Below are 24,894 nucleotides of genomic sequence, written 5' to 3'. Positions count from 1 at the left end.
ACGAGTTCAAGGGGCGTGCATTCTACAGTGACTTTGCCACACGTGAAACTGAAGCGGCGCTGTTAGCGCACCCATGCACGCGTGGTCAACGGCCGATCGCCAAGATGTACTGCGAGCAGCGCCCGCAACAACCGTTTGAGCTCAGGCCATAGTTCGCGATCCGGAGGCTGATTGCCCGCCAGGGCCAGCAGGCCCGCCCCACTGATGGCAATGGCTTCCTGGTCGCCATCCCACGCCGTGCTGGGCCCCTGGCTAAGGCGGTATCCGTAGCGCGCATCATTCCGCACCGGCAGACCGGAGACCGCATCGCGATCCAATATCGGCGCATAACCGATGACGCGCAACAACCGAACTTCAAATTGGCGCAGCGGCCATTCCGGCCGATCCTCCCCCGCCAGGTCACGCAGCGCCCGCTGGTAAGCGTCGAACAACTCCGGATGCGGATCAGAACGATGAAGCAGCCGCAGCAACAATTCATTCATATAAAATCCGCTCAATAATTTTGACGCGTTTAAATGCGCCGGGCCCAAGGATTCAATGCCGGTCAGCACCGGCAGTTCGCCCCGTCCGGCCCAGGCTATATTGAGCATTTGGAAAGGCTGCAGGGCTGCCGCCGCGCCCGCGGCCCTTTTCGCGGAAGGACGGGCGGCTCCCTTCGCGATCAGGGCCACGCGGCCGTGCTGGGAGGAAAGCACCTCCGCGATATAGCTGCTTTCCTGGTAATTCCTCCGGTGCAGCAAGTACGCCGGATGCAGGTCAACCCGCATTACGAGCAACCCTTCCTGTCAAACGGAGCATCAGGAAAATCCGAGTTCGCGCAGTTGCTGAACGTCGTCCGTCCAGCCGCCGCGCACTTTAACCCACGTCTTGAGATGAACGCGCTTGCCCACCAGGGCTTCGATATCCCGCCGGGCACGTTCGCCGATGAGCTTGAGCATGGCGCCTTGTTTGCCGATGACGATAGCCTTCTGCCCGGGGCGCTCCACCCATATCGTGGCATGCAGATGCACATCGTGCGCTGAATCCTCATATTTATCCACGATGACAGCGGTATGATATGGCAGTTCCTGCTCCAGATTACGCATCAGTTTCTCGCGAATGACCTCCGCCGCGAAAAAGCGTTCCGGGCGGTCACTGAGTTGATCGGGAGGATAGAGCCACGACTGTCCGGGCAGGTGGCGGCTGATCACGTCCTCCATGTGATCCAGATTGTCACCGTTGCGGGCCGAGACAGGGATGATCTCCGCCCAGGGGCCGTGCGTCTGCAACTGTTTCAACAGCGGTAACAATTCTTTTTTTTGTTTCAATTTATCCACCTTGTTCAATAGCAGCAGGATCGGCGCCGGGATGCCCCGCAATTGCTTCCATACGTGTTCATCCCCCCTGCGCCAGCCAGCCGCCTCGATGAGAAACAGAATTACATCGACATCACGCAACGTACGCATTGCCTCACGGTTAAGGTAACGACCGAGGTGTTTTTCCGGACTGCGATGCAGACCCGGGGTATCCACATAGAGGATTTGATTCATTCCGCGGGTCTTGATCCCGAGCAAGGCATGGCGGGTGGTCTGGGGCTTGCGCGAGGTGATGCTGAGCTTGCGTCCGATCAGCTTGTTCAGCAGGGTGGATTTGCCGACATTAGGGCGGCCCACAATGGCGACCAGACCGCAGCGCTGCACCGGCGCTTGAACAGAACCCTCAACGGGGGATTTCAATGCCAAATCAGGCTTCAAGATGACTTAAAATTTGTTCCGCCGCGGCTTGTTCCGCCGCCCGGCGGTTGCCCCCCCTGCCCTGCCAGGCGCCGGAGAGCGCTGCCGTTTCGCATTCCACGACAAACGTCTGTTGATGAGCTTCACCCTCCATGCCCTTCAAGCGGTAAATCGGCAGAGGCATGCGTCGGGCCTGCAAATATTCCTGCAGTCGTGTTTTCGGATCCTTGGCAATCTCGTCCGAATCCTGTTCTGCGATCATCGTGCCATACAACCGGTGCAGGGTATTTGTGCATGCCGCAAATCCGGCATCAAGATAGACGGCGCCGATGACTGCCTCCAGCGCATTGGCCAGAATGGAATCACGCCGGCCTCCACCACTCTTCAATTCGCCCTCCCCCAGCTTGAGGAGATCACCCAGCTCCAGCTGTCGGGCGATTCGTGCCAGTGCCTCCCGCCTGACCAGCGCCGCCCGCCGGCGGGTCAGGTGTCCTTCATCTTTTTCCGGAAAGCGGTCAAAGAGTGCCTGGGTGATAAAAAGATTCAGGACTGCATCACCGAGAAACTCCAGACGTTCGTTATTGTCAGCGCCGGCACTACGGTGAGTCAACGCGGCCCGCAACAATCCCACCTTTCGGAACTGATGGCCGATTTTATCGGCACATCGCTGCAGGCGTTGTTGTTCCGTCAACATCAATGGCGGCTATTATTCTTTCACCGGCAGGATGACGGTGTAGCTGAAATTCAATGCGAGATCCAGTTCGCCATAGAAATTGTTCCGTATCTCATATTCCAGCGTCATGGTGCGGTTGCCGTCTTCGTCCTTGTCTATCGTCAGTTCGTCCTTGAGAGTGTTGATGAATTTTTCATCAATGCCCTGGATGACGAAGTTCTTCATCAAGTCATTTTGGATTTGCGTGGGCGAGGCCGCGCCGATATTGGGTAGATTGGCCACGGATTTCATGGACTGTATCACCGCGAATTTTTCCGAATAGATTGGGAAAAGTCGCAATGCCACGAAGGCAAAAAAGCCAACCATGATTGCCACAATAAGGAAGCCGATGAAAGTGAGACCCTGTTGATGACGATGTGCTGACATAAAACCTCCTGTTAGTCCGATCGTGGTTTCATTTTATACGGTTGCCGAGGCGACTCCAGTCCAGGTCCAGATTCATCCAGATCAGGAAGGCCTTGCCAACGATGTTGGCATCTGGAACCTCGCCCCAAAAACGGCTGTCCATGCTGTTGTCACGGTTGTCGCCCATGACAAAATAATTGTCCGCCGGGACGATTATATCCGCGTTCCGCGGCGGCCGCTCGGGAAACACCAGTATGCTGTGGTCGACGCCGTCCAGGTGCTCAACACGCACCGAGGCGCCGGTATGGCTTGCGTAACGCCCCTTGCCTTCATAGACGCCGGTTTCCTCCACCGCAATTTTCTCATTGTTTATATAGAGGGTCTTGTCATCGTAAACGACATGATCTCCGGGCAGACCGATGACACGTTTGATGAAAGGCGTCCTTCCGTCCACCGGGTAGCGGAATACAATTACATCGCCGCGTCGCGGTTTTCCGACATCCAGCACTTTCCAGTTCACGACGGGCAGGCGCAATCCATAGACGTATTTGTTCACCAGGATGAAATCGCCATCCAGGAGCGTGGGCATCATGGAGCCGGAGGGTATGCGGAAGGGTTCCACGAGGAATGAGCGCAGCAAAAGCACCGCGAGAAACACGGGGAAGAACGACTGCGCATAATCCGCCCACCACGGCCGGGAGACTGCCGTCCCATCCCCGCCAAGCAGCCGGCGGCGGGGGGCAAAAACCCAGGCATCGATCGCCCAAAGACCGCCGCTGACCAGGGTCAGCACCGTCAACACCAGTCCGAAGTCCACACTTGTCTGCATTATTTGTCCTTTCCAATGTTTAACACGGCCATGAAGGCTTCCTGCGGGATCTCCACCGTACCGAACTGTTTCATACGGCGCTTGCCCTCCTTCTGCTTCTCCAAAAGCTTGCGCTTGCGGGTGATGTCGCCGCCGTAACATTTTGCCAGCACGTTCTTGCGCAATGCCTTGACGGTTTCCCGGGCCACGATCTGCGAGCCGATGGCGGCTTGAACGGCGATTTCGAACATCTGACGCGGAATGAGCGTCTTCATTTTTTCCGCCACCTCGCGCCCGCGCCGCGCCGCCTGGTCCTGATGAACAATGGTGGACAGGGCATCCAGCCGGTCGCCGTTGATCAATATATCCAGCTTGACCAGCCGCGCATGCTGGTACCCCACGAAGCTGTAATCCAGCGAGGCATAACCCCGGCTCACGGACTTCAGCCGGTCAAAGAAATCCAGGACCATTTCGGAGAGCGGCAGTTCGTAACTCACGGCCACCTGTCCGCCCAGATAAAGAAGTTTCTTCTGCACGCCGCGCCGCTCGACGCACAAGGTGATGACCTGCCCCAGGTATTGTTGCGGCACCAGGATGTCGGCGCGAATGATGGGTTCGCGGATTTCCGCGATTTTCCCCACGGGCGGCAGCCGGGCGGGATTGTCGACATAAATCACATCATTGCCCGACGTCAGCACCTCATAAACCACGGTTGGCGCGGTCGTGACCAATTGCAGGTTGTATTCCCGCTCCAGCCGCTCCTGCACGATTTCCATGTGCAGCTTGCCCAGAAAACCGCAACGAAATCCAAATCCCAGCGACTGCGAATTCTCAGGCTCGTAATGCAGGGAGGAATCATTGAGCCGCAGCTTGGCAAGCGCCTCGCGCAGCGATTCGTAGTCTGCCGGATCGGTGGGATACAGGCCGGCAAATACATTCGGCTTGATCTTTTTGAACCCCGGCAGCGGCTTGGTCGCGGGCCGCGCGCTGTCGGTCAGGGTATCGCCCACCGGCGCGCCATCCACGTCCTTGATGCCGGCGATGACCCAGCCCACCTCGCCGGCTCGCAGTTCCTTGCGGTCGATCTTCTTGGGCGTCGATATGCCCACGCGGCTGACCTCGAAATCCCGCCCCGTGGACATGACCCGGATTTTTTCGCCCACGCGCAGATTGCCATCGACCACGCGCACCAGCGACACCACGCCCAGGTAATTGTCGAACCATGAATCGATAATGAGGGCCTTGAGCGGCGCCTGCGGATCTCCCTTCGGCGGCGGGATGCGGCGCACCAGCGTGTGCAGCAGCGTGGAGATGCCCGTCCCCAGCTTGGCGCTGACCGCCACCGCGTCTTTCGCGTCGATGCCGATAATCTCCTCGATTTCCTTCCTGACGCGCTCCGGCTCGGCGGCCGGTAGATCAATCTTGTTCAGCACCGGCAGGACTGCCAGTCCCTGGTCCACCGCCGTATGGCAGTTGGCCACGGACTGCGCCTCGACGCCCTGGGCCGTGTCCACGACCAGGAGCGCGCCCTCGCAGGCGGCGAGTGAACGGGAAACCTCGTAGGCAAAATCCACGTGCCCGGGTGTGTCAATCAAATTGAGGCAATACACCCTGCCGTCATCCGCCGTGAAATCAAGAGTCACGCACTGGGCCTTGATGGTGATGCCACGCTCACGCTCCAAATCCATGGAATCGAGCACCTGATCCTCCATCTCCCGCGCGCTCAAGCCACCGCAGGCTTCAATGAGCCGATCAGCCAGGGTTGATTTGCCGTGGTCAATATGGGCGATAATGGAAAAGTTGCGGATATGCTCCATCGCGGGCGTTGGCAATAGTGATGAGAGTTGGCGTCTGCCGGCAGCCCGCGCGTCTGACTACAGACACCGGCCGTGCACAGGGTCGCGATTCTAGCCGAGATTGCCGGAGGCTCAAATAGATGCCGACAACGAATCGCCATCGCCAGTCTCCGCCGCAAACGTGAAGGAAAAATCCACCCCCTGAAAACCAATGGCCCGCATCGACGCACGGCCGCGATCGCACAGGCGGCCCCGCCGGCCGGGGCGGCCATGCTCAGCCGCTCTTGGGCGGCATTTTCATCGCCAGGAACAGCGGATTGCCCCGGCGCTGCACGAGCACCGGCACGGATTTCCCCACCGCGAGCTTGCCCACGATTTCCTTGAATTGTCCCGCGTTCTGTATCTTTTCATTGTCCACCATGAGGATGACGTCGCCTTCACGGATTCCCGCGTGATAGGCCGGTCCCTGGTCCACCTTTTCGACCAGTACGCCTTGATCCTCCAAATCCATCTTCTCCCGCTGACTGCTGGTCAAATCCTTCACCGTCACCTTTAGCTGTTCGCTCCGGGTTCCGGAGGGGGCCGGCCCCTCGGACGCCAGCACCGGGGTTTCTTCCTTGGGCAGTTCCCCAACCTCGACTTGCAGACTTTTCTCCTCTCCGTCGCGCAGGACGGTCAGCGGCAGGTGATCGCCGACGTGGGCGTTGCCCACCAATGGCGGCAGATCGGCGGAACTGTCGATATCCTTGCCGTTGAACGCCACCACCACGTCGCCCGCTTGTACGCCCGCCTTGGCGGCCGGGCCGTCGGGCACCACCTTCGAGACCAGCGCGCCGTGTGGTTTTTTCATGCCGAAGGATTCCGCCAGATCCTGGGTGACATCCTGGATAAGCACGCCCAGCCAGCCGCGGCTGACTTTGCCCTTGTCGCGCAGTTGCTGGTAGACGTTCATCACCACTTCAATGGGGATGGCAAACGAAATTCCCACGGAACCGCCGGTGCGGCTGAAAATTTGCGAATTCACGCCCACCACCTCGCCATCCAGATTGAACAGCGGCCCGCCGGAATTGCCGGGATTGATGGCAACGTCGGTTTGTATGAAAGGCGTGTAGTTTTCATTGGGCAATGTGCGGCCCTTGGCGCTGACGATGCCGGCGGTGGCCGAGTGGTCGAACCCGAAGGGCGAGCCGATGGCCAGCACCCACTCCCCGACCTTGAGATCGGTGGTGTTGCCGGGTTTGACCGTGGGCAGATTATCGGCGCTGATCTTGAGCACCGCGATGTCACTGCGCTCATCCTGGCCGATGAGTCTGGCTTTGAGCTCGCGTTTGTCGCTCAGGCGCACGACGATCTCATCCGCGTCCTTCACCACGTGATAGTTGGTGATGATGTAACCGTCCTTGGAAATAATGAATCCGGATCCCAGGGACTGGCTGGGGGCGGCCTCGCCGGGTGCGCCTTCAGGCCCGAAAAATTTGTTCAGGAAATCGTTCAACGGACTGTCTTCGGGCAAATCGGGGATCTGGAACTCGCGCGGCAGGCCGTGCGGGCCGCGTTCAATCTTGGAGGTGGTGGCGATGTTCACCACCGCCGGTCCATTGTCTTCGACCAGCTTGGTAAATTCAGGCAGCGAACGTGCCTGTGCAACACCGACCGTCAGCCAACTCAATCCCAGTGCCAGCACCAGCAATGAACGAATTTGAAACATGATTGAACCCCGGTTGATGAATTTGGAAATGAACACGTCAAGGCGCGGGCGCCATGGACGAGGCGATTTGTCGCACGGTCAATGGCGGCACCTCGCCGACCGCGGTGATCTGGTGATCGCCGATGAGCATGCTGTAGGTGCTGACGGCGCCCACCATGGAAAACCCCTGCAGCGGTTCCTGCGATTGATCGGTCTTTTCAACGAATACGGATATCACGGCGATGCCATCGGAATAAGTCAGATTTTCCACCGGCATCTGGTGCGCGGGTATGGTCTTCACTTCATGCTCACGAAGCGTAAAGCCCTCCGGCAGCCAGTGCGCCTGCCAATGGGTCTTCGTCACCTCCTCCTGCGACTCCGTCGCCGTCAATTCCCCCGTGTTCTCCACGCGCTGATAGTCCTGGTTCTGCATGGAAGGCGCCAGATCGCCGTCAGGGATGTCCGCCGGCGCGGTAAGTTGCGTGAAAAAAATCTGCTCGAGCGCGGAGCCGCGGCTGTTGACCACGTCCGATTTCAGCAATAAGTACGTGGCGTCGTCGATCCACAGCCGGTAACCATAGCGGAATGCGTGGCGCGGCTGTATGCCGATGATGGTGGCGTCGCGATTGGCCAATCGATCCCTTCCCAGGGTCACGAACCGGTAGAGTCGCGAGGTCTCATCGGCATTATGAATCCATCCGGGAAACAGCGACGGAGGCTGGTTCTTCTGCACGATGACCGAGTGGGACTCCGGGAAGTAACAACTGACGGTGCCATTATTGCGGACAACCTCGTGCGGCGGACCGGAGAGCGAGACCAGGCGTTCCTCTTCCGCACCTTCGCGGTTGCGGTGAAGTATGCGCATGCTGTCGACGGCCTGGCCGCGCTCATAGACCAGCACGCCGTCATAACTCTGATCGCGGACCGCGTCCTTCATGCGATCGAAAAGCTCCCGTGCCGACAAAACCGCCTCGGCGGCCGCGGCCGTCAACGGAATAACCAGCGCCAACAGGAGAAGCGACGCCGCCGGCCGCCGGTTCACTCTGCGATTTGGTGACATGGAGTCAGGGTTGATCAGGCTCGTAACCGACCACCCGCACATAAGGCACACCGGGGCTGCCGATAAGCGCACGCTGCTCGCTGTAGTTGACCAGATAACCATTCAGCCGGGAGCGCGGGATGGGCTTGACCACGGTGGCGGCATGCGGCGCCGCATTTTCACCCGGCCAGCCCACCGTCTGCGCGCCGAGGATGATGGGGCCGGCATTGCCTTCCATTGCCGGTGCCGACGCCAGCGCGGGTGTGGAATTGACGACGGCGGGCTGATTACGCGGCAGCAACAACACCGCGGCCGCCGCCACGGAGGCTGCGACGGCCAGCCCCGCGAGCGGTCTGAACCACTGCGCCATCATGGCGCGCTGCGGACGGGGAGCCAGCAGCGCGGGTTCCCTTTCCAGCGCATCACGAATCCGCGCGGCCAGCCCGGGCGTCCAGGCAATCCGTCCCGGGGTGCGCATCACCTCGCCGACGAGGTGGTACCGCATCCATGTGCGCCGCAACTCATCGTTGCCGGCAATCACCCCGACCATTCGTACCGCTTCGAGCGGGGTCAGCGCACCGTCCGCCAGCAAGGACAGCTGTTCTTTATGATCATCATGTGCCATAAAAATATTACTCCAAAAGCGGACGCAGTTTGCCATCGATGGCTTCCCGCGCTCTGAAAATTCTCGATCGCACCGTGCCGATGGGGCAGGCCATCACGGTGGCAATCTCCTCATAACTCATCCCTTCCAGCTCGCGCAGCGTAATCGCCATGCGCAAATCCTCCGGCAGGCCGGCGATGGCCCTGGCGATCGTCTGCTGAATCTCCTCCGTCAGCAGCAGATTCTCCGGCGTTTCCCAATCACTTTGCCAGTCTTCAATCTCCTGTTCGCCATCCTCATCACTCCCCGTCATCGCCTCCAGCGGACGCCGGGACATGGTGGCCAGGTAATTCTTGGCTGTGTTGATGGCGATGCGGTACAGCCAGGTATAGAAGGCGCTCTCGCCGCGGAAGTTGGGCAGCGCGCGGTAGGCCTTGAGGAAGGCTTCCTGAGCCACGTCCAGTGCATCGCTGGGATCGCGTACGAACCTCGACACCAGCTTGATAATCTTGCCTTGGTACTTGAGAACCAGCAGGTCGTATGCCTTTTTGTCGCCATGCTGCACCCTCTCCACCAAGGCCACATCTGCGCTGTTATCGCCCACCGGGCCCGCTCCTTAGTTCACTCACAGCGCCCGAGTCTGAAGGCAATAGACCCCGGGGCGCAGGGATAGTTTCAACGCGACAGGGGCATCATCGTATAAGATGACGCCTTGATTTTCAGGGATTATCGGCGATTACCGAATGAGCCAGCAACAACAGGATTACGACATTCTCGTCATCGGCAGCGGCGCCGCGGGTCTGAGTCTGGCCCTGCATCTGGCCGGCCACGCCCCCAAGGGGGCCCGGGTGGCCGTCCTGTCCAAAAGCCGGCTCACCGAGAGCAACACCCTCTACGCCCAGGGCGGGGTCTCGGCGGTGGTGGACGCCAAGGACTCCATCGCCTCACACGTGGCGGATACGATGGAGGCCGGGGCCGGGCTGTGCCGCCGTGAGGTGGTCGAATACGTGGTCGAGCGGGGCCACGAATGCATCCGCTGGCTGAAGGAACTGGGCGTACCGTTTACCACCGTCACCGATGCCAGCGGCCGCACCGAACTGCATCTGACACGCGAAGGCGGCCATACCCATCGTCGGATAGTGCACGCCGCCGATGCCACCGGCAAGGCGGTGGAGGAAACGCTGGAGGCCCGCGTTCGCGGCCATCCGCAGATTGCCATCTTTGAAAACCATCTGGCCATCGATTTGATTTACGGCGCCAAGCTCGCGCTGACCGAGAACCGCTGTCTGGGGGCCTATGTCTATGACCGCAAGCACCAGCACGTCGTGACCTTCCGTGCCCGCTTCGTGGTCATGGCCACCGGCGGCGCCGGCAAGGTATACCTCTACACCAGCAATCCCGACGTCGCCACCGGCGATGGGATCGCCATGGCCTGGCGCGCCGGCTGCCGGGTGGCCAACATGGAGTTCATCCAGTTCCATCCCACCTGTCTGTACCATCCCAGGGCGAAGTCATTCCTGATCACGGAGGCCATCCGCGGCGAAGGGGGACGGTTGCTGCTCCCGGATGGCGCCCCGTTCATGCACAAATTCGATCCGCGCGCGGAGCTGGCGCCGCGTGACATCGTCGCCCGCGCCATCGACCACGAAATGAAGCGCCTCGGCGCGGATTGCGTCTATCTGGACATCCATCACCGGCCCGCGGAATTCATCCGCGAGCACTTCCCCACCATCCAGGCCCACTGCCTGGAGTTCGGCATCGACATGACGCACGAACCGATCCCGGTGGTGCCGGCGGCGCACTACATCTGCGGCGGCGTCGTCACCGATCTCAAGGGCCGCACCGATCTGCCGGGGCTGTACGTCATCGGCGAGGCCGCCTGCACCGGACTGCACGGCGCCAACCGCATGGCCAGCAACTCGCTGCTTGAGTGCTGCGTCTTTGCCCGGGCCGCGGCCGCCGACATTCTCTCCCATCTCGACGCCGTTCCCGCGCCGCCTGCGCTGCCGTTCTGGGACGAAAGCCAGGTCACCGACTCCGACGAGGAAGTGGTGGTGTCGCACAACTGGGAGGAGGTCCGGCGCTTCATGTGGGACTACGTCGGCATCGTGCGCACCACCAAGCGCCTGCAGCGCGCGCTGCACCGTGTGCAGCTGCTGCATTCCGAGATCGCCGATTACTACGGCAACTTCCGCGTCACCAACGACCTCATCGAGCTGCGCAATCTGGCGCAGGTCGCGGAGTTGATCATCCACTCCGCGCTCCTGCGCAAGGAAAGCCGCGGGCTGCATTACACGCTGGATTATCCCAATCGCGACGATCGGGTCTGGCAGCGCGACACCGTTTTGAGCGCCGACACCCTCGCCGCCATCCGCCGCCAATAACAAGAATGGACATCCTCTCCCACGGCCTCTGGGGCGGCATCACGGTCGGCCGCGGCAGCAGGCGGAGTTTCTGGACGGCGTTCGCGTTCGGCGTGATGCCCGATCTGTTCGCGTTTGGACCGCTGTTCGCAAACCGCATGTTGATCCACGGGCTCGATTTCATGAACCATCTCGGCAGACGGCCGGACCCCTCGACCATCCCCGCCTACGTGCACAGCGTCTACAACGTGACGCACAGCCTCGTGGTGTTCTCCGTCGCGTTCGCGCTGGTGTGGCTGATCAGGAGGAAACCGCTCCTCGAGATGGGCGCGTGGGCGCTGCACATCGTCATGGACATCTTCACGCACAGCACCGCGTTCTTTCCGACGCCGTTCCTGTGGCCGGTGGCGGAGACCCATTTCAACGGCGTGCCGTGGTCGCACCCGATCATTTTCATTCCGAACGTGCTGCTGCTCGCCATCCTCTACGCGTGGTTCCTCTTCGGGAGGAGAAAGCCCCGGTAATGCGTACTCCTATTGAGTGCTCTTCAGCAGCGCCAGCAAGGCGTCCTCATCCAGGATCTTGACGCCGAGTTCGCGAGCCTTGTCGGCCTTGCCGCCCGGATCGGCGCCCATGACCACGTAATCCGTCTTCTTGGAGACGCTGCCGGCCACCTTGGCGCCGAGCAGCTTCAATTTTTCCTTGGCCTGGTCACGGGACAGCGAGTTGAGCGTGCCGGTCAGCACGAAGGTCTTGCCGGACAAGGGCAGCTGCCGCGGACGCGGCGGCAGATTCTCCCAGCGGATCCCGGCCTGACGAAGTCGATGGACGAATTCCCGATTCTCCGCGCGATGAAACCATGAGGCGATGTTGGCGGAGACCACCGGACCGACGTCCTCCACCCCCTGCAATTCCTCTTCCGTGGCCTGCATCAATTCCTCCAGGCTGCCGAAATGCCGCGCCAGGGTCTCCGCCGTCGCCTCGCCGACGTCGCGGATGCCGAGCGCATAGATGAACCGGCTCAATGTCGTATGCTTGCTTTTCTCCAGGGCCTCGCGCAGGTTGGCCGCCGACTTCTCGCCCATGCGCTCCAGCGACAGCAACTGCTCATCCGTCAGGCGGTAGAGATCGGCCGGCGTCTTGACCCTGTCCGCCGCCACCAGCTGTTCCGCGAGTTTCTCGCCGAGGCCCTCGATATCCATGGCGCGGCGCGAGGCAAAGTGCAGCAGCACCTGCGCGCGCTGCGCCGGACACTGCGCGCCGCCCGTGCAGTAATGCGCGGCCTCACCCTCCTCGCGCACCACGGGCGAGCCGCAGATCGGGCATTCTTTGGGCATCTTGAAGGCGCGTGCCTTCGCCGGCCGGTGCTCGGTCTGAACGCTCACCACCTCGGGGATGACGTCGCCGGCGCGGCGCACGATGACGGTGTCGCCGATGTGCAGATCCAGCGCGCGAATGAAATCCTCGTTGTGCAGGGTGGCGTTGCTGACCGTGACCCCGCCGACAAACACCGGCTCCAGCCTGGCGAGCGGCGTGACCTTGCCGGTGCGGCCGACCTGCACCACGATGTCCAGAACCCTGGTGACCTGTTCCTGCGAGGGATACTTGTGCGCCACCGCCCAGCGCGGCTCACGGGTCACGAAACCCAGGCGCTCCTGCAAATCCAGCCGGTTGACCTTGTACACCACCCCGTCGATGTCGAACGGCAGATGGTCGCGTTGCCCGCCCATGCGGCGGTGAAATTCGACCAACCCCGCCACCCCCTCGGTCACCGCGCGATATTCGCATACCGGCAAACCGATCTTGATGAGCCAATCCAGCAGGCCGCTGTGCGTGGCGGGCAACTTGCCGCCCTGCACTTCGCCGAGCCCGTAGGCGAAGAATGACAGCGGCCGTTGCGCGGTGATGGCCGGATCGAGCTGGCGCACGCTGCCGGCGGCGGCATTGCGCGGATTGACGAAGATCTTCTGACCGCGCGCGCTCTGCTGCTCATTCAGTCGTTCGAAGTCATCACGGCGCAGATACACCTCGCCACGCACCTCCAGAATGCGGGGCGCGTGTTCCGCATGCAGACGCAGCGGGATGGAACGGATGGTGCGGATGTTCTGCGTCACGTCCTCGCCGGTCTCGCCGTCGCCACGCGTGGCGGCGCTTGCGAGGTGTCCACGTTCATAGCGCAGGTTGATCGCCAGGCCGTCGAACTTCGGCTCGGCGGCGTATTCCACCGGTGGATCGTCGTTCGTCAGCTTCAATTCGCGGCGGATGCGGGCATCGAAATTTTCGGCGCCGCTTGCCTGCGTGTCGGTCTCCGTGCGGATGGACAGCATGGGCACGGCATGGCGGACCGGCTTGAATTCCGTCAGCGGCCGGCCGCCGACGCGCTGTGTCGGCGAATCGGGCGTGACCAGTCCGGGATGTTCGGATTCCAGCTGCTGCAACCGGGCAAACAGCCGGTCATATTCGGCATCGGGGATGGTGGGCTGATCGAGGACATAATAGGCATGGTCATGCCTGCGGATTTGCTCCCGCAGCGCCTCGATTTCATCCGCCACTTGCCGCCTGCCGCGGGTCATGGCTGTTTCACGGAACGGCGCATGTGCTCGATGGCCGCCGCGTTCAACGGCTCGCGCACATCATCAAGCACCCGCCCTTGCAGTCGTTCGGCCAGGCGCTGGGCGGTGTTCAACATCAATTCAAACACCATGCCGGGATTCAGCCGGCAGGGCAGGCACAAAAACAACGCAATTCCGGGCGTGGTGAACCGCTCCATCGCCGACAAGTCGAAGCCGCCGGGTTCGAGCATATTGGCGGCGCTGAACAGCGGTTGCGTCCCGTGCAGTTGTCCCGCGCCGTAGTAATGGAAGATGGACATCTCGCCGAAGCGCATATCCATGGCGGCCAGGGCATCGAGCAGATCGCCGCCGTTGAATTCAGCCTGGCCCGGCGCCGCGACATATAACGTGATGACGCGCTCGACCTTGCGCCAGTGGGCGGCTTCCTCGGCGAAGGTGAGCGGCATCTGCGCGGGCGGCGGCGCGCCGCGCGCCGGTCGTTTGGATTTGGCGGACGTGCCCGGCGCCAGTGGGTCGCGCTTGGCCTCCCGCACCCAGCCGCTCAACTCGGCGAGCGTGCCGGCGTAGTCAACGCCTTCTTCTTCGCGCCTGGCGGTAAAGGGCCTGCCCAGGTCATCGGTCGTAAAGGCCGTCGCCTGCGCGCGCAACGACCGCAGGCGCGCCGCCGCACGACGGCGCCACAACACCGCAGCCACGAGCAGAACCAGTCCGATGGCGATTCCAATGGCCAGCGTCATCATGGCGCGCGGGAGAAACCTTTCCCAGTCAAGGTCAGCAGAGCGGAATTATAACTTGCGGCACGCCTCGCAGCGCGCCAAGTCATTAAATCATGTGAATGAAAGACTCTGGCAGGCTGATGTAAAGCGTCGCGAGCGAAGACAGCACGCGGCGCGAGGGGTGAGAAAACCGGAGTTTACACGCCAGTAAATGAGGATTTTCGAATCCCGAGCAACAAAGTGATGTCGAGCGCAGCAGCTTTACATCAACCTGCTAGCCGGTGGCGGCGAGGCGCACGGCCTCCTCCATGTTCACCGCCACCAGCCGCGACACGCCCGCCTCCTGCATGGTGACGCCGATCAACTGCCCGGCGATCTCCATGGTGATCTTGTTGTGGGTGATGAACAGGAACTGGATGTCGCGCGCCTTCTGTTTCAGCATATCGCACAGGCGCACGACATTGGCGTCATCGAGTGGCGCGTCCACCTCGTCCAGCAGGCAGAAGGGCGCCGGGTTGAGCTCGAAGATGGCGAACACCAGCGCCACCGCGGTCAGCGCCTTTTCGCCGCCGGACAAAAGATGAATGGTGCTGTTGCGCTTGCCCGGCGGGCGGGCCATGACCGTGACGCCGGTCTCCAGCAGATCCTCGCCGACCATCTCCAGATAGGCGTGACCGCCGCCGAACAGGATGGGAAACAACGTCTGGAAACCGGAATTGACCTTGTCGAAGGTTTCCTTGAAGCGCGTGCGCGTCTCGCGATCGATCTTGCGGATCGCCTCCGTCAGCGTGTTCAGCGCCTCGGTGAGATCGGCGTGCTGGCGGTCCAGATATTCCTTGCGCTCCGAAAGCGTGGTGCATTCGTCGATGGCCGCCAGATTGATGGGACCGAGGCGCTGAATCTTGCGGTTGAGTTCGCCAAGCCTCTCCTCCCACGCCGGCACTTCGGCGTCCGCCGGTAATTGCGCCAGCACTTCCTCGAGTCTGCCCTCGGCGGCCTCGACCTGCTCCTGGATGGCCTGCAGGCGCACTTCAAGAGTGCTCATCTCCACGCGCACGCGTTCCAGTTCGTCACGGCGTTCCGACAACTCGCGCTCGACCGTCAGGCGGCGCTGCTCGGAGTCGCGCAACTGGCGGTCCAGTTCCTGCACTTTTTCACGGGCCTGCTTGAGCGTACCCTCGGCCTCCACCCGCAACTTCAGCAGCGCTTCCCGCTCGCTCTCGAGTACCCGCGTCGGCGCCACCGATTCTTTCAGCGCTTTATCCAACTCCCGCTGCCGATCCTGCAAACGCTGCAACAACGTCTGGTTGCGGGCCACCGCCTCCTCGACCGCGGTGTGCTCCGAGACCACGCCACCCCAGCGCAGCGCCGACTGGCGCAACAGTTCGTGCGCCTGCTTCCAATGTTCGCGCGCCTCCAGCAATGCCTCCTGCAGGCGTTCGCGCGCCTTTTGCTGGCCGGCGCGCTCCTTTTCCAGCCGCGCCGCGTCGCGGTGCGCCTCCTGCATCGCCTCTTGCGCGCGCTCCATCGCCTCCTTGTCCAACGCGATCTGATCGTTGATTTCGCCGATCTCCTCCTCGATGCGCCGGCGGCGCGCCTCCGTCTCCTCCAGCCGCGCGCCGCGTGCCGCCAGTTCCGATTGCAACGCGGCCATGCCGCCGTGCGATTGTTCCATCGCCGCGCGTACATCGCCTTCCTGCGCCTCCAGTTCGGTGAGTTTCTTCTGTTGCGATTCGAACTCGACGGAAAACCTGTCGATGCGCGTCTCCAGCGCGGCGAGCTGCTGCTGCAATTTCTGCAATTCCTGCGCCCGCGCCAGCATGCCGCCCTGCGCCGCGTCATGCTGGACGTCGACCCAGCCGGGCCCGAGCCGGGTGCCGTCACGCGTCACGATGCATTCGCCGGCGCGCAGTGATTTCACGTACCTCCGCGCCGTGGCGATGTCCTCGGCGGCGTAAATTCCCTCCAGGAGATCATTCAGCGGCCACGGCGCCTTCACCTTGGACGCGAGCGCCGGCAGCGGCACGGACGGCATCTCCGCGCCCGCGGCGGCGGCGCGTTTGGTGGCGAGCGCCGCGATGCGACCCTCGGCCAGGTCCGTCATCGCCGTCACGGCCTTGTCGAGATCGGGCAGGCACAAGGTGGACAGCGGCAGGGGGCTCGCCACCTCCAGCGCGTGCTCCCAGCCGGACTCGACCTCGATCGCGGCGGTCAGCCGCTGGCTGGCCTGCCAGCCGTGCCTGGTGAGCCACTCGCGCATGCCGGGCCGTTCCAGTCCCAGCGCGGACTGTTGCAGCGCCTCCGCGGAGGCCGATTGACCGCGCAATACCTGCCGCTCCTGTCGCAGCTGGTCGAGCTGTTCCGTATGGCGCCGTATTTTTTCGCGCAATTCCTGCATGGCGGCTTGAAGCGCGTCGTGACGCCTGCCCATGTCCTGATGACCGGACTCCGCGGAGGCAAACCGGGTTTGCAGGGACTCCACTTCCTTCGTCAGGGCCGTGGGCTTGATGTCGGCCTGCTCCTGTTTCAGCGCGCCCAGACGCCGTTGCGCCTGCGCGATGCCTTCCTGCAGATGTTCCAGCCGGGTCTGTTCCAGTTGCTCGGCGCGGCTCGCTTCCGCATAGCGATCGTTCAGGGCGTCCCACGCCGTCTGCCACTCATGCATGGACTGCTCGGCGGCCTGCACCTTCGCCGCGGTGGCCTGCTCCTGCTGCTGGCGCTTGTTCTGCTCCGGCTCCCGCTGCTGCCGCTCGGAGCCCAGAGCGGCCAGGCGTTCCCGGTCGCCGGCGATCTGGCGCTGGGTCTCCTCGACGTTGGCGCGCGTCTGCGCCAGCTCATGCTCCATGCCCTGCCGCCGTTCCCCGGCGTGCTGGATGCTCTGTTCGGTGCGCGCCAGATCGGCGCTGATCTGGTAGTAGCGGCTCTGCAGGGTGTTGAACTCGTCGGTCGCCGCGGTCTGCGCCTCATGCTGGCGGGCGATTTCGGCCTCGGTCGAGCGCAGCGCCGCCAGCGTCGCCTCGACCGCGTTGACGGCCGCCTCGCTCTGCGCGCGCTGCGTATCGGCCCCGGTCTTGAGCGCCCGCCAGCGCAGCGCGTGCAATTGCATCTGCGTCAGGCGCTCCTCCTGCTTCAGCTGCTGGTATTTCTCGGCGGACCTGGCCTGCCGCGTCAGGTGCTGCAACTGCGTGTCGAGTTCGGTGCGGATGTCATTCAGGCGGGCCACGTTCTCGTTGGCGGCGTGCATGCGGTTCTCGGTCTCGCGGCGGCGCTCCTTGTACTTGGAGATGCCGGCCGCCTCCTCCAGGAACATGCGCAACTCGTCCGGCTTGGCCTCGATGACGCGCGTGATCATGCCCTGCTCGATGACCGAATAGGTGCGGTGGCCGATGCCGGTGCCGAGAAACAGATGAATGATGTCGCGGCGGCGGCAGGACGCCCCGTTCAGATAATAGGAGGAAATGCCGTCGCGCCCGACCTGGCGCTTGATGGAGATTTCGCCGTAGCTCGCGTACTGGCCGCCGAGCTTGCCGTCGCTGTTGTCGAACATCACCTCGACGGAGGCCTGCCCGACCGGCTGGCGCGTCGTGGCGCCGTTGAAAATGACGTCGGCCATGGAATCGCCGCGCAAATGCTTGGCCGACATCTCGCCCAGCACCCACTGCAGGGCGTCGACGATGTTCGACTTGCCGCAGCCGTTGGGGCCGACGATGCCGGTCAGATTTCCGGGGAGTTCAATGACAGTGGGATCGACAAACGACTTGAAGCCTGAGAGCTTGATCTTGCTGATGCGCATGGCGGGAGAATACACAATTCACCAAGCCGCCGACAAGCGCGTGGAAACGCAGACGTGATCGTATAAGCGGCTGATTATTTAATGGTTATCGAAAATCGCGCTCCGCCATAAAAATCCCGCGCTGTGTTATCTTAATCGCCGGAAAATTTCGAGCCTGAACATGTCCAGCAAACCCAGCCGCGAGTTGGAAACCTTCCCCAATCCGGCGCCCGAGCGCGACTACACCATCCACATCCGCATGCCGGAGTTCACCTGCCTGTGTCCGAAGACCGGCCAGCCGGACTTCGCCACCATGGACCTGCATTACGTACCCGGCCGGCTGTGCGTGGAGCTGAAATCGCTCAAGCTCTACATCTGGTCGTTCCGCGATGACAGCGCCTTCCACGAGGCCGTCACCAACCGCATGCTCGATGACATCGTGCGCGCCGCCGCGCCGCGCTATGCCCGCCTGACCGCGGCCTTCAACGTCCGCGGCGGCACCTATCCCACCGTCGTCGCGGAATACCGCCAGCCCGGCTGGCAGCCGCCCGCGCCCGTCACCCTGCCCTGACACAGGCCGATTGATGCTTGGAACATTTTTACAAGGCGCACGCTATGTCCATACCGGCGCGCGGCTGCTGAACCGCCCCGGCGTGCGTCCCTACGTGCTGGTGCCGCTGTGCATCAGCGCCCTGCTCTTCACCGGCGGGTTGTGGTGGCTGTGGGATTGGCTGAGCCATCTGATGCACTGGCTGCTGCCGGCGTGGCTCAGTTGGCTGCAATATCTCATCTGGCCCGTCGTGGCGCTGGCCGCGCTCATGATCCTGTACTTCGGCTTCAGCCTGCTGGCCAATCTCATCGGCGCGCCGTTCAACGGCTGGCTTGCCGGGGCGGTGGCCCGCCACCTCGGCGGCGGGCCGGCCGCGGCGACGCGCCTCGGCAATCTGCCGGCCGAAATCCTGAAGGGTTTTCTCACCGAATTGCGTAAATTGGGCTACATCCTGCTGCTGACCATTCCTTTTTTACTGTTGCTGTTCGTGCCTGTTGTTGGCGCGGTGCTGTGGTTTTTCTTCACCGCCTGGCTGCTGGCCTACAATTACGTCGACTATCCCATGAGCCTGCACGGACTGGATTTCGCCGCCCAGCGGCGCTGGCTGTCGGAGAACCGCTGGCTGTGCCTGGGCTTCGGCGCGGGCACGCTGCTGCTGAGCCTGCTGCCACTCATCAACTTCATCGCCATGCCGGCGGCGGTGGCCGGCGCCACCGCGATGTATCTCGACCGTTCGGGTTCCGCCTTGACAAAACCCCGATCCTGACCGTTGTTGCCTACCATCACTTTTTGCGAGTAATATCGCCGCCTGTTTTGCGAGGCAGGAGTGAAAACATGGCCGCAAAAAAGAAACCCAAAGCGAAAAAGAGACCCGCCGCGAAGTCCAGCCCGGCGAAGAAAAAGGCGCAGGCGAAGAAACGCCCGGCGCCCAAAAAATCCGTCAAGGCCGTGAAAAAGCCGGTCGTGGCCAAATCCAAAGTCAAAGCGGCCGCCGTTCCCGTCAGGAAACCCGCCGCGCCGATGCTCAAGGTGGTCAGCACGGCCCAGCAAACCAGGATGCCGCCGCCGGTTCCAAAGGTTTTTTCGGCCCGCCCGCTGCCGCCCATAAAGCCGCCGGACACCACCAAAGGCCCGAAGATCCCGGTCACGCCCTACCGCCGTTCCGCGGGCGAAGACTACATGAACACCAAACAGGTCGAGCATTTCCGTCAACTGCTGCTCGGCTGGCGGCGCGATCTGATGGAGGAAGTCGACCGCACCGTGGCCCACATGCAGGACGACGCCGCCAACTTCCCCGATCCGAACGACCGCGCCACGCAGGAGGAGGAATTCGCGCTCGAACTGCGCACCCGCGACCGCGAGCGCAAACTGATCAAGAAGATCAACGATTCGCTCGCCGCGCTGGACGCCGGCGTGTACGGCTACTGCGAGGAATGCGGCATCGAGATCGGCGTCGAGCGGCTGGAGGCCCGGCCCACGGCGACCCTGTGCGTCGACTGCAAGACGCTGGATGAAATCCGCGAGAAGCAACGCGCGTAAAACAATAAAATGCCGTTCGCTCTGAGGCCTGTCCCGGGGTACCGAAGGGTATCGAAGAGTGAACGGCAGGTTACGTTTCAACCGTTCGTACTGAGGTATCGAAGCACGAACGGATACAAAATAACACCCGGATTAATAATCGCGTTGCCGTGAAATGATTTGATTTCCCGTATCAATAAAACTGCCCCTGTTTCATCCTCCCATCTCTACATCGGGCGCTTCGCGCCCTCCCCGACCGGCCCGCTGCACTTCGGCTCCCTCGTCGCCGCGCTCGGCAGCTACCTCGACGCCCGCGCCCGCAACGGCCGCTGGCTGGTGCGCATCGAAGACCTCGACACGCCGCGCAACCGCCCCGGCGCGGCGGACGCCATTCTGCGCGCGCTCGATGCGCTCGGCCTGCGCTGGGACGGCGAAGTGCTGTACCAAAGCGCCCGCCGCGAACAATATATTGCCGTGCTGGAGCGGCTCAAAAAGGAGCGTCGGTTGTTCGAATGCGCCTGCACCCGTGCCGAAGTCGGCGACAAACCCTACCCCGGCACCTGTCGGCGTGGCCTGCCGCCCGGCAGGCGCGGCCGCTCGCTGCGTCTGCGCCTGCCCAATGAACCCCTGAGCTTCACCGACGCACTGCAAGGCGAATTTACCCAGCACCTGCAACGCGAGGCCGGCGACACCATCCTCAAACGCGCGGACGGCGTCATCGCCTATCACCTCGCCGTAGTCGTTGATGACGCCGCGCAAGACATCACCGACATCGTGCGCGGCGCGGACCTGCTGGACTCCACCCCGCGCCAGATTTACCTGCAACGCCTGCTCGGTCTGGCCACGCCGCGCTACCTGCACCTGCCGGTCGCCCTCGGCGCCGATGGACGCAAACTCAGCAAGCAGAACGGCGCCACCGCCATCGACACCACGCAGGCCGGCGCCCTGCTCTGTCACGCCCTGCAATTTCTCGGTCAGATGCCACCGGGAGGACTGGAAACTGCCTCTGCTTCCGATGTCCTGGCTTGGGCGGGCAACAATTGGATGCGGGCGTCAGTACCTGTGAAAGGCGCAATTACGATCGGTTAGTCCGCGCCGCCCGTTTCACGGCGCTCATCAAGCGTGGGAAGCCCAGAGCGCCGTTCAACAACGCCGCCGTCTTCATCCCGCCCATCATGGCGCCGACAATCCCCAGAGACATGGTGTCGGTGCCGGTCAGGTAAAGATTCCGCACCGGCGTCCGCGCGTGCGTCCATGGCTTGCCGATGCGCTCGGGCACCGCCGGCAGCCCGTAGAAGGCGCCGGCCGGGCCGGCTTGAAATTTCTCCACGGTAAGCGGCGTGGAGACCTCCATGTAATCGATCAGTCCTCGAAACCCGGGGAAGCGCTTTTCCACCTCGGAGAGCAGGCTGTCTGCGATCCGCTGCTTGAATGCCTCGTATTCCGGCCCGCGCCGTCGCCAGTCGGTGCCTCTCCATCGGGCAAATTTCTCATAGGTCGTAAAAGTAATGATCTCGGCGGTATGGGCACGCGCCTGCGGGTCCTTCAGAGAAGCAAATGAAAGATAGTAAAAATCCCCCCATGCGCCTTCCGTGGCAAGGCGATCGTGATCGTAGCCCTTGTAGACCCAGTAGTTTTCGCCCTTGAAGCCCAGCGCAGCGGGCGACTCCTTGAAACCGACATAGACTGCGACCGCGCTGTAGCCGGGCTTAACGGCCTCAAGCGCCGTGCGAAACGGGATCGGAACATCGCGCGGCAGCATGCGCAGGTAGGTGTTCTTTGCCCCCGCGTCGGAGACGATGACGTCCGCCCGGTATTCCCGGGAAGGTCGGTCCGGCTTGTATGGATCGGAAACGCGAACGCCGCAGGCGCGCCCATCGCGCACCAGGATCTCATCGACCCGGCTGCGCGTGAGCACCGCGCCGCCATTCGCCTCGATTGCGGGCAGGATCGCGGAAAATATCCGCCGGGCGCCGCCGACCGGATAGGCGGCGCCCTTGAAGTAATGCGCCACGATGAGCGCGTGGATGCCGAAGCAGCTCTGCGAGGGCGGCAGCCCGTAATTACCCCACTGCGAGGCCAGCAGCGCCTTGAGTTTGTCGTCACGGAAGCGCGAGTCGAAATACGCCTTCGTGATCATGCGCGCGCGGCCACCCAGCAGCGCTAAGGCCAGATCGAAGCCCTTGCGCGCGAGCCAGGGAAATGTCTCCGTCATGTGCGCCATCGTGTACCAGGCGGCGGTAGACTCGATATCCGCGAAGTAGGCCGCGATGGCGGCCGCCTCGGCGGGGAAACGCTCCTGTAGCGCGCGGCGGTACTCCGCCGGATCGGCCGGCACATGAAACTCGATGTCCGGATAGACGAAGCAGTCGAAAACGTGCGGCATCGGCGTCCACTGCAAGCCGCCGCCGGTCAGGTAGTCCAGGATCGCCCGTTGCATCGTGCCTGGCTGCAGTTGACCGATGTAATGCAAGCCGACGTCGAATAGGTACACCGATTTGCGCTTGAAGCAGTGCGTCAGGCCGCCGGCGGTGAAGTGCTGCTCCAGCACCAGGACGCGCTTGCGGTTGTAGCGGGACAGCATCGCCGCGACGGTCAGGCCGCCAATCCCTGAGCCGATCACGATGGCATCGTAGTGATTGTCCACGCGCCCTCTCCGTCCTGTCCGCCGCTTCGGCGCCGAGCTTAGTAGTATGCATTAACCCGCTCAAACAGGTTGGTGCAAAACGTCACGAGGCGCCCCGGACTCGTGGCTGCGAAGCAGCTCTTTCGGGTAGGGGCGCAAAGGCCGCGTTCAACACTGACCGGGTCGCTGTCGACCGCTCCCGCACTCGCCGCTGCGCGCACCGGGTCGCGGCCGTGTACAGCACGCGACGCGAGGGGTGAGAAAACCGGAGTTTACACGCCAGTAAATGAGGATTTTCGAATCCCGAGCAACAAAGTGATGTCGAGCGCAGTAGTTTTGCGCCAACCTGGCTAGACCACGAACATCGCGACCGCCGCCGAAGACATGATGACAGCAGTGATAGCGACCATGGTGCGGCCCAGATTGGAGCTCGGCTGCCCGGCCATGATGTGCCTGTCCATGGCCACCGCAAGGATGCCGAACAGCAGCACCGGCGCCAGCACCCCGTTGATGACGGCCGTCCAGTACAGCGCCCGCACCGGGTTCACGTCGGAAAAGTCCAGTCCCAGGGCCGCCGCCGTGGCCAGCAGCACCACCGCGTAGAACGCCCGCGCCTTGTGCGCCTTCTCGTCCAGCCCCTGCCGCCGCCAGCCGAACACCTCGGCGATCGCGTAGGCCGCCGAGCCGGACAGCGTCGGGATGGCGAGCAGGCCCACGCCGATGATCCCCATCGTGTAGAGGATGGCCGCGCCGTCGCCCGCGATGGGCCGCAGCGCCTCGGCCGCCTCGCGCGAAGTCTCGATGTGCAGAATGCCGTGCCGGTGCAGCGTGGCCGCCGTCGTCACCATGATGAAGAACATCACCATGTTCGAGAAAAACGTTCCGATCCCGACATCCAGCTTGCGATTGAGAATTTCGTCAGGCGTGGCATTCCGGCGCGCCCGGCGGGTGCGCCGACCGCTGGCCTTCTCCTCCTCCACCTCCTGCGAGGTCTGCCAGAAAAACAGATACGGGCTGATCGTGGTGCCGAGGAGCGCCACCAGCATCTGCCATTCATCCGACGTCCGCGGCAGTGACGGCAACAGCACCGACTTCATAATCGCGTGCCAGTTGGGCTTGACCACCAGGGCGCACAGCACATAAGAGAACAAAAAGACCGCCAGCCACTTCAGCGTATTGGCGATTTGCGCATAGCGCAGCTGCACCGTGGCCCAGCTGATCCCCATGGCAAACAGCACTACCCAGAAATGCGATGAGGTCCCGCTCAGCATCTCGACGGCGTCGGCCATGCCCGCGAGATCCGCGCCGATATTGATGGTATTGGCCACCAGCAGCGCCAGAGCCGCCACAACCACCAGCCAACGGGGAAATTTCTTCTTGAGCCCGAACGCCAGTCCCCGCCCCGTCACCATGCCGATGCGGGCGCACATCATCTGCGTCGCCGCCATCAGCGGCCAGGTAAGCAGGGAGGTCCACAACATGCTGTTGCCAAGCTGCGCGCCAACTATCGAGTAGGTGGCGATCCCGGACGGATCGTCGTCCGCGGCCCCCGTGATGAGTCCGGGCCCCAAACTTGACAAAATCCGCCGCAGGGTAATCTTTGGGCGATGTTTGTGATGAGCAGAAGTCATTGCGGCAACTGTATCTTATTTATGTTTTTTTGAGTATTACTGGAGACCGCTTTTTACCGACTCAGTTCAAAGTGCGTTCCCTATCCGATTGCGCCATAATCTTTAAATAATAAAAAGCGACTGAGTAATGCACTCGGTCCAGGATCTTTAAACGTCGATCACCCAATGACTAAGCTTACCCTCAGCCAGCTTTCAAGCCTCCTGTTCCGCGCGTGCGATGACCTACGCGGGAATATGGATGCCTCAGAGTACAAGGAATACATCTTCGGCATGCTGTTCCTTAAGCGAATGAGTGATCTCTTCGATCAGGAACGCGAGCAACTGACCAAAGACCTCCGGGCCAAAGGGATGGCGGACGATGCCATTGCCACACAGCTAGCCAATCCAGACAAATACACATTTTTTGTCCCTGAAGACGCCC

22 protein-coding genes are annotated in these 24,894 nt (G+C 62.4%); 7 read left to right on the top strand and 15 right to left on the bottom strand.

Going from position 1 to position 24,894, the window contains the following annotated elements; all coding sequences use genetic code 11:
- Window positions 1-62: 62 nt before the first annotated feature.
- The 10 genes from recO to rpoE all read right to left on the bottom strand — a co-directional run bounded on the left by recO (window position 63) and on the right by rpoE (window position 9,328).
- Window positions 63-767, bottom strand: a complete 705-nt coding sequence (recO, locus tag VMH34_05775; protein HTT08282.1) for a DNA repair protein RecO — start codon at window positions 765-767, stop codon at window positions 63-65.
- A gap of 30 nt (window positions 768-797) precedes the next feature.
- Complete coding sequence (era, locus tag VMH34_05770; GenBank protein ID HTT08281.1) at window positions 798-1,733, bottom strand: GTPase Era; 936 nt, start codon at window positions 1,731-1,733, stop codon at window positions 798-800.
- Entirely contained in the window at window positions 1,723-2,406 is a 684-nt protein-coding gene (rnc, locus tag VMH34_05765) for a ribonuclease III (GenBank protein HTT08280.1), read from the bottom strand. Before rnc ends, era begins: the two co-directional genes overlap by 11 nt.
- Window positions 2,407-2,418: 12 nt before the next feature.
- Window positions 2,419-2,811 (bottom strand): DUF4845 domain-containing protein, encoded by a 393-nt coding sequence (locus VMH34_05760; protein HTT08279.1) that lies wholly within the window; start codon window positions 2,809-2,811, stop codon window positions 2,419-2,421.
- A 28-nt stretch (window positions 2,812-2,839) separates the two neighbouring features.
- Complete coding sequence (lepB, locus tag VMH34_05755; GenBank protein HTT08278.1) at window positions 2,840-3,619, bottom strand: signal peptidase I; 780 nt, start codon at window positions 3,617-3,619, stop codon at window positions 2,840-2,842.
- Window positions 3,619-5,415 (bottom strand): translation elongation factor 4, encoded by a 1,797-nt coding sequence (lepA, locus tag VMH34_05750; protein ID HTT08277.1) that lies wholly within the window; start codon window positions 5,413-5,415, stop codon window positions 3,619-3,621. Before lepA ends, lepB begins: the two co-directional genes overlap by 1 nt.
- Before the next feature lie 253 nt (window positions 5,416-5,668).
- Entirely contained in the window at window positions 5,669-7,102 is a 1,434-nt protein-coding gene (locus VMH34_05745) for a DegQ family serine endoprotease (GenBank protein ID HTT08276.1), read from the bottom strand.
- A gap of 37 nt (window positions 7,103-7,139) precedes the next feature.
- Window positions 7,140-8,141, bottom strand: a complete 1,002-nt coding sequence (locus tag VMH34_05740) for a MucB/RseB C-terminal domain-containing protein (GenBank protein ID HTT08275.1) — start codon at window positions 8,139-8,141, stop codon at window positions 7,140-7,142.
- Window positions 8,142-8,145: 4 nt separating this feature from the next.
- The gene (locus tag VMH34_05735; protein HTT08274.1) at window positions 8,146-8,745 is read right to left on the bottom strand and encodes a sigma-E factor negative regulatory protein; all 600 of its coding nucleotides are present in this window, start codon (window positions 8,743-8,745) and stop codon (window positions 8,146-8,148) included.
- 7 nt (window positions 8,746-8,752) lie between these two features.
- The gene (rpoE, locus tag VMH34_05730; GenBank protein HTT08273.1) at window positions 8,753-9,328 is read right to left on the bottom strand and encodes an RNA polymerase sigma factor RpoE; all 576 of its coding nucleotides are present in this window, start codon (window positions 9,326-9,328) and stop codon (window positions 8,753-8,755) included.
- A gap of 139 nt (window positions 9,329-9,467) precedes the next feature.
- On the opposite strand from rpoE, the gene nadB reads away from it, so the two are divergent.
- Together nadB and VMH34_05720 are read left to right on the top strand one after the other, a co-directional pair.
- The gene (gene nadB / locus VMH34_05725; protein ID HTT08272.1) at window positions 9,468-11,108 is read left to right on the top strand and encodes an L-aspartate oxidase; all 1,641 of its coding nucleotides are present in this window, start codon (window positions 9,468-9,470) and stop codon (window positions 11,106-11,108) included.
- Window positions 11,109-11,113: 5 nt separating this feature from the next.
- Entirely contained in the window at window positions 11,114-11,611 is a 498-nt protein-coding gene (locus VMH34_05720) for a hypothetical protein (GenBank protein HTT08271.1), read from the top strand.
- A 9-nt stretch (window positions 11,612-11,620) separates the two neighbouring features.
- Here the strand turns inward: VMH34_05720 and ligA are convergent, their stop codons facing one another.
- The 3 genes from ligA to smc form a co-directional block, all read right to left on the bottom strand.
- Window positions 11,621-13,660 carry an NAD-dependent DNA ligase LigA gene (gene ligA, locus VMH34_05715; protein HTT08270.1) on the bottom strand — a complete coding sequence of 680 codons (2,040 nt, stop codon included), beginning with the start codon at window positions 13,658-13,660 and terminating at the stop codon, window positions 11,621-11,623.
- A complete protein-coding gene (zipA, locus tag VMH34_05710) occupies window positions 13,657-14,400 on the bottom strand; it encodes a cell division protein ZipA (protein HTT08269.1) in 744 nt (247 codons plus the stop codon). Before zipA ends, ligA begins: the two co-directional genes overlap by 4 nt.
- 250 nt (window positions 14,401-14,650) lie before the next feature.
- A complete protein-coding gene (gene smc, locus VMH34_05705) occupies window positions 14,651-18,169 on the bottom strand; it encodes a chromosome segregation protein SMC (GenBank protein ID HTT08268.1) in 3,519 nt (1,172 codons plus the stop codon).
- Window positions 18,170-18,329: 160 nt separating this feature from the next.
- Here smc and queF point away from each other — a divergent pair, with 160 nt between their 5' ends.
- The 4 genes from queF (at window position 18,330) to gluQRS (ending at window position 21,305) form a co-directional block, all read left to right on the top strand.
- Window positions 18,330-18,719, top strand: a complete 390-nt coding sequence (queF, locus tag VMH34_05700) for a preQ(1) synthase (protein HTT08267.1) — start codon at window positions 18,330-18,332, stop codon at window positions 18,717-18,719.
- Window positions 18,720-18,732: 13 nt separating this feature from the next.
- The gene (gene cysZ / locus VMH34_05695) at window positions 18,733-19,464 is read left to right on the top strand and encodes a sulfate transporter CysZ (protein ID HTT08266.1); all 732 of its coding nucleotides are present in this window, start codon (window positions 18,733-18,735) and stop codon (window positions 19,462-19,464) included.
- Window positions 19,465-19,835: 371 nt separating this feature from the next.
- Window positions 19,836-20,237 (top strand): RNA polymerase-binding protein DksA, encoded by a 402-nt coding sequence (gene dksA, locus VMH34_05690; GenBank protein HTT08265.1) that lies wholly within the window; start codon window positions 19,836-19,838, stop codon window positions 20,235-20,237.
- Window positions 20,238-20,396: 159 nt separating this feature from the next.
- Window positions 20,397-21,305 (top strand): tRNA glutamyl-Q(34) synthetase GluQRS, encoded by a 909-nt coding sequence (gluQRS, locus tag VMH34_05685; GenBank protein ID HTT08264.1) that lies wholly within the window; start codon window positions 20,397-20,399, stop codon window positions 21,303-21,305.
- Here gluQRS and VMH34_05680 read toward each other — a convergent pair.
- Window positions 21,292-22,863, bottom strand: a complete 1,572-nt coding sequence (locus tag VMH34_05680; protein ID HTT08263.1) for an NAD(P)/FAD-dependent oxidoreductase — start codon at window positions 22,861-22,863, stop codon at window positions 21,292-21,294. The genes gluQRS and VMH34_05680 overlap by 14 nt on opposite strands.
- 329 nt (window positions 22,864-23,192) lie before the next feature.
- Entirely contained in the window at window positions 23,193-24,413 is a 1,221-nt protein-coding gene (locus VMH34_05675; GenBank protein HTT08262.1) for a divalent metal cation transporter, read from the bottom strand.
- Between the two features lie 225 nt (window positions 24,414-24,638).
- Here VMH34_05675 and VMH34_05670 point away from each other — a divergent pair.
- A partial coding sequence (locus VMH34_05670; protein HTT08261.1) for a type I restriction-modification system subunit M N-terminal domain-containing protein occupies window positions 24,639-24,894 on the top strand: 256 nt, incomplete at its 3' end.

The sequence above is a fragment of the Gammaproteobacteria bacterium genome (assembly GCA_035501935.1).
Lineage (GTDB): Bacteria > Pseudomonadota > Gammaproteobacteria > JAJPIJ01 > JAJPIJ01 > JAJPIJ01.
Note: the sequence above shows the minus strand (reverse complement) of the source record. Positions and strands in the feature narration are given on the sequence as shown.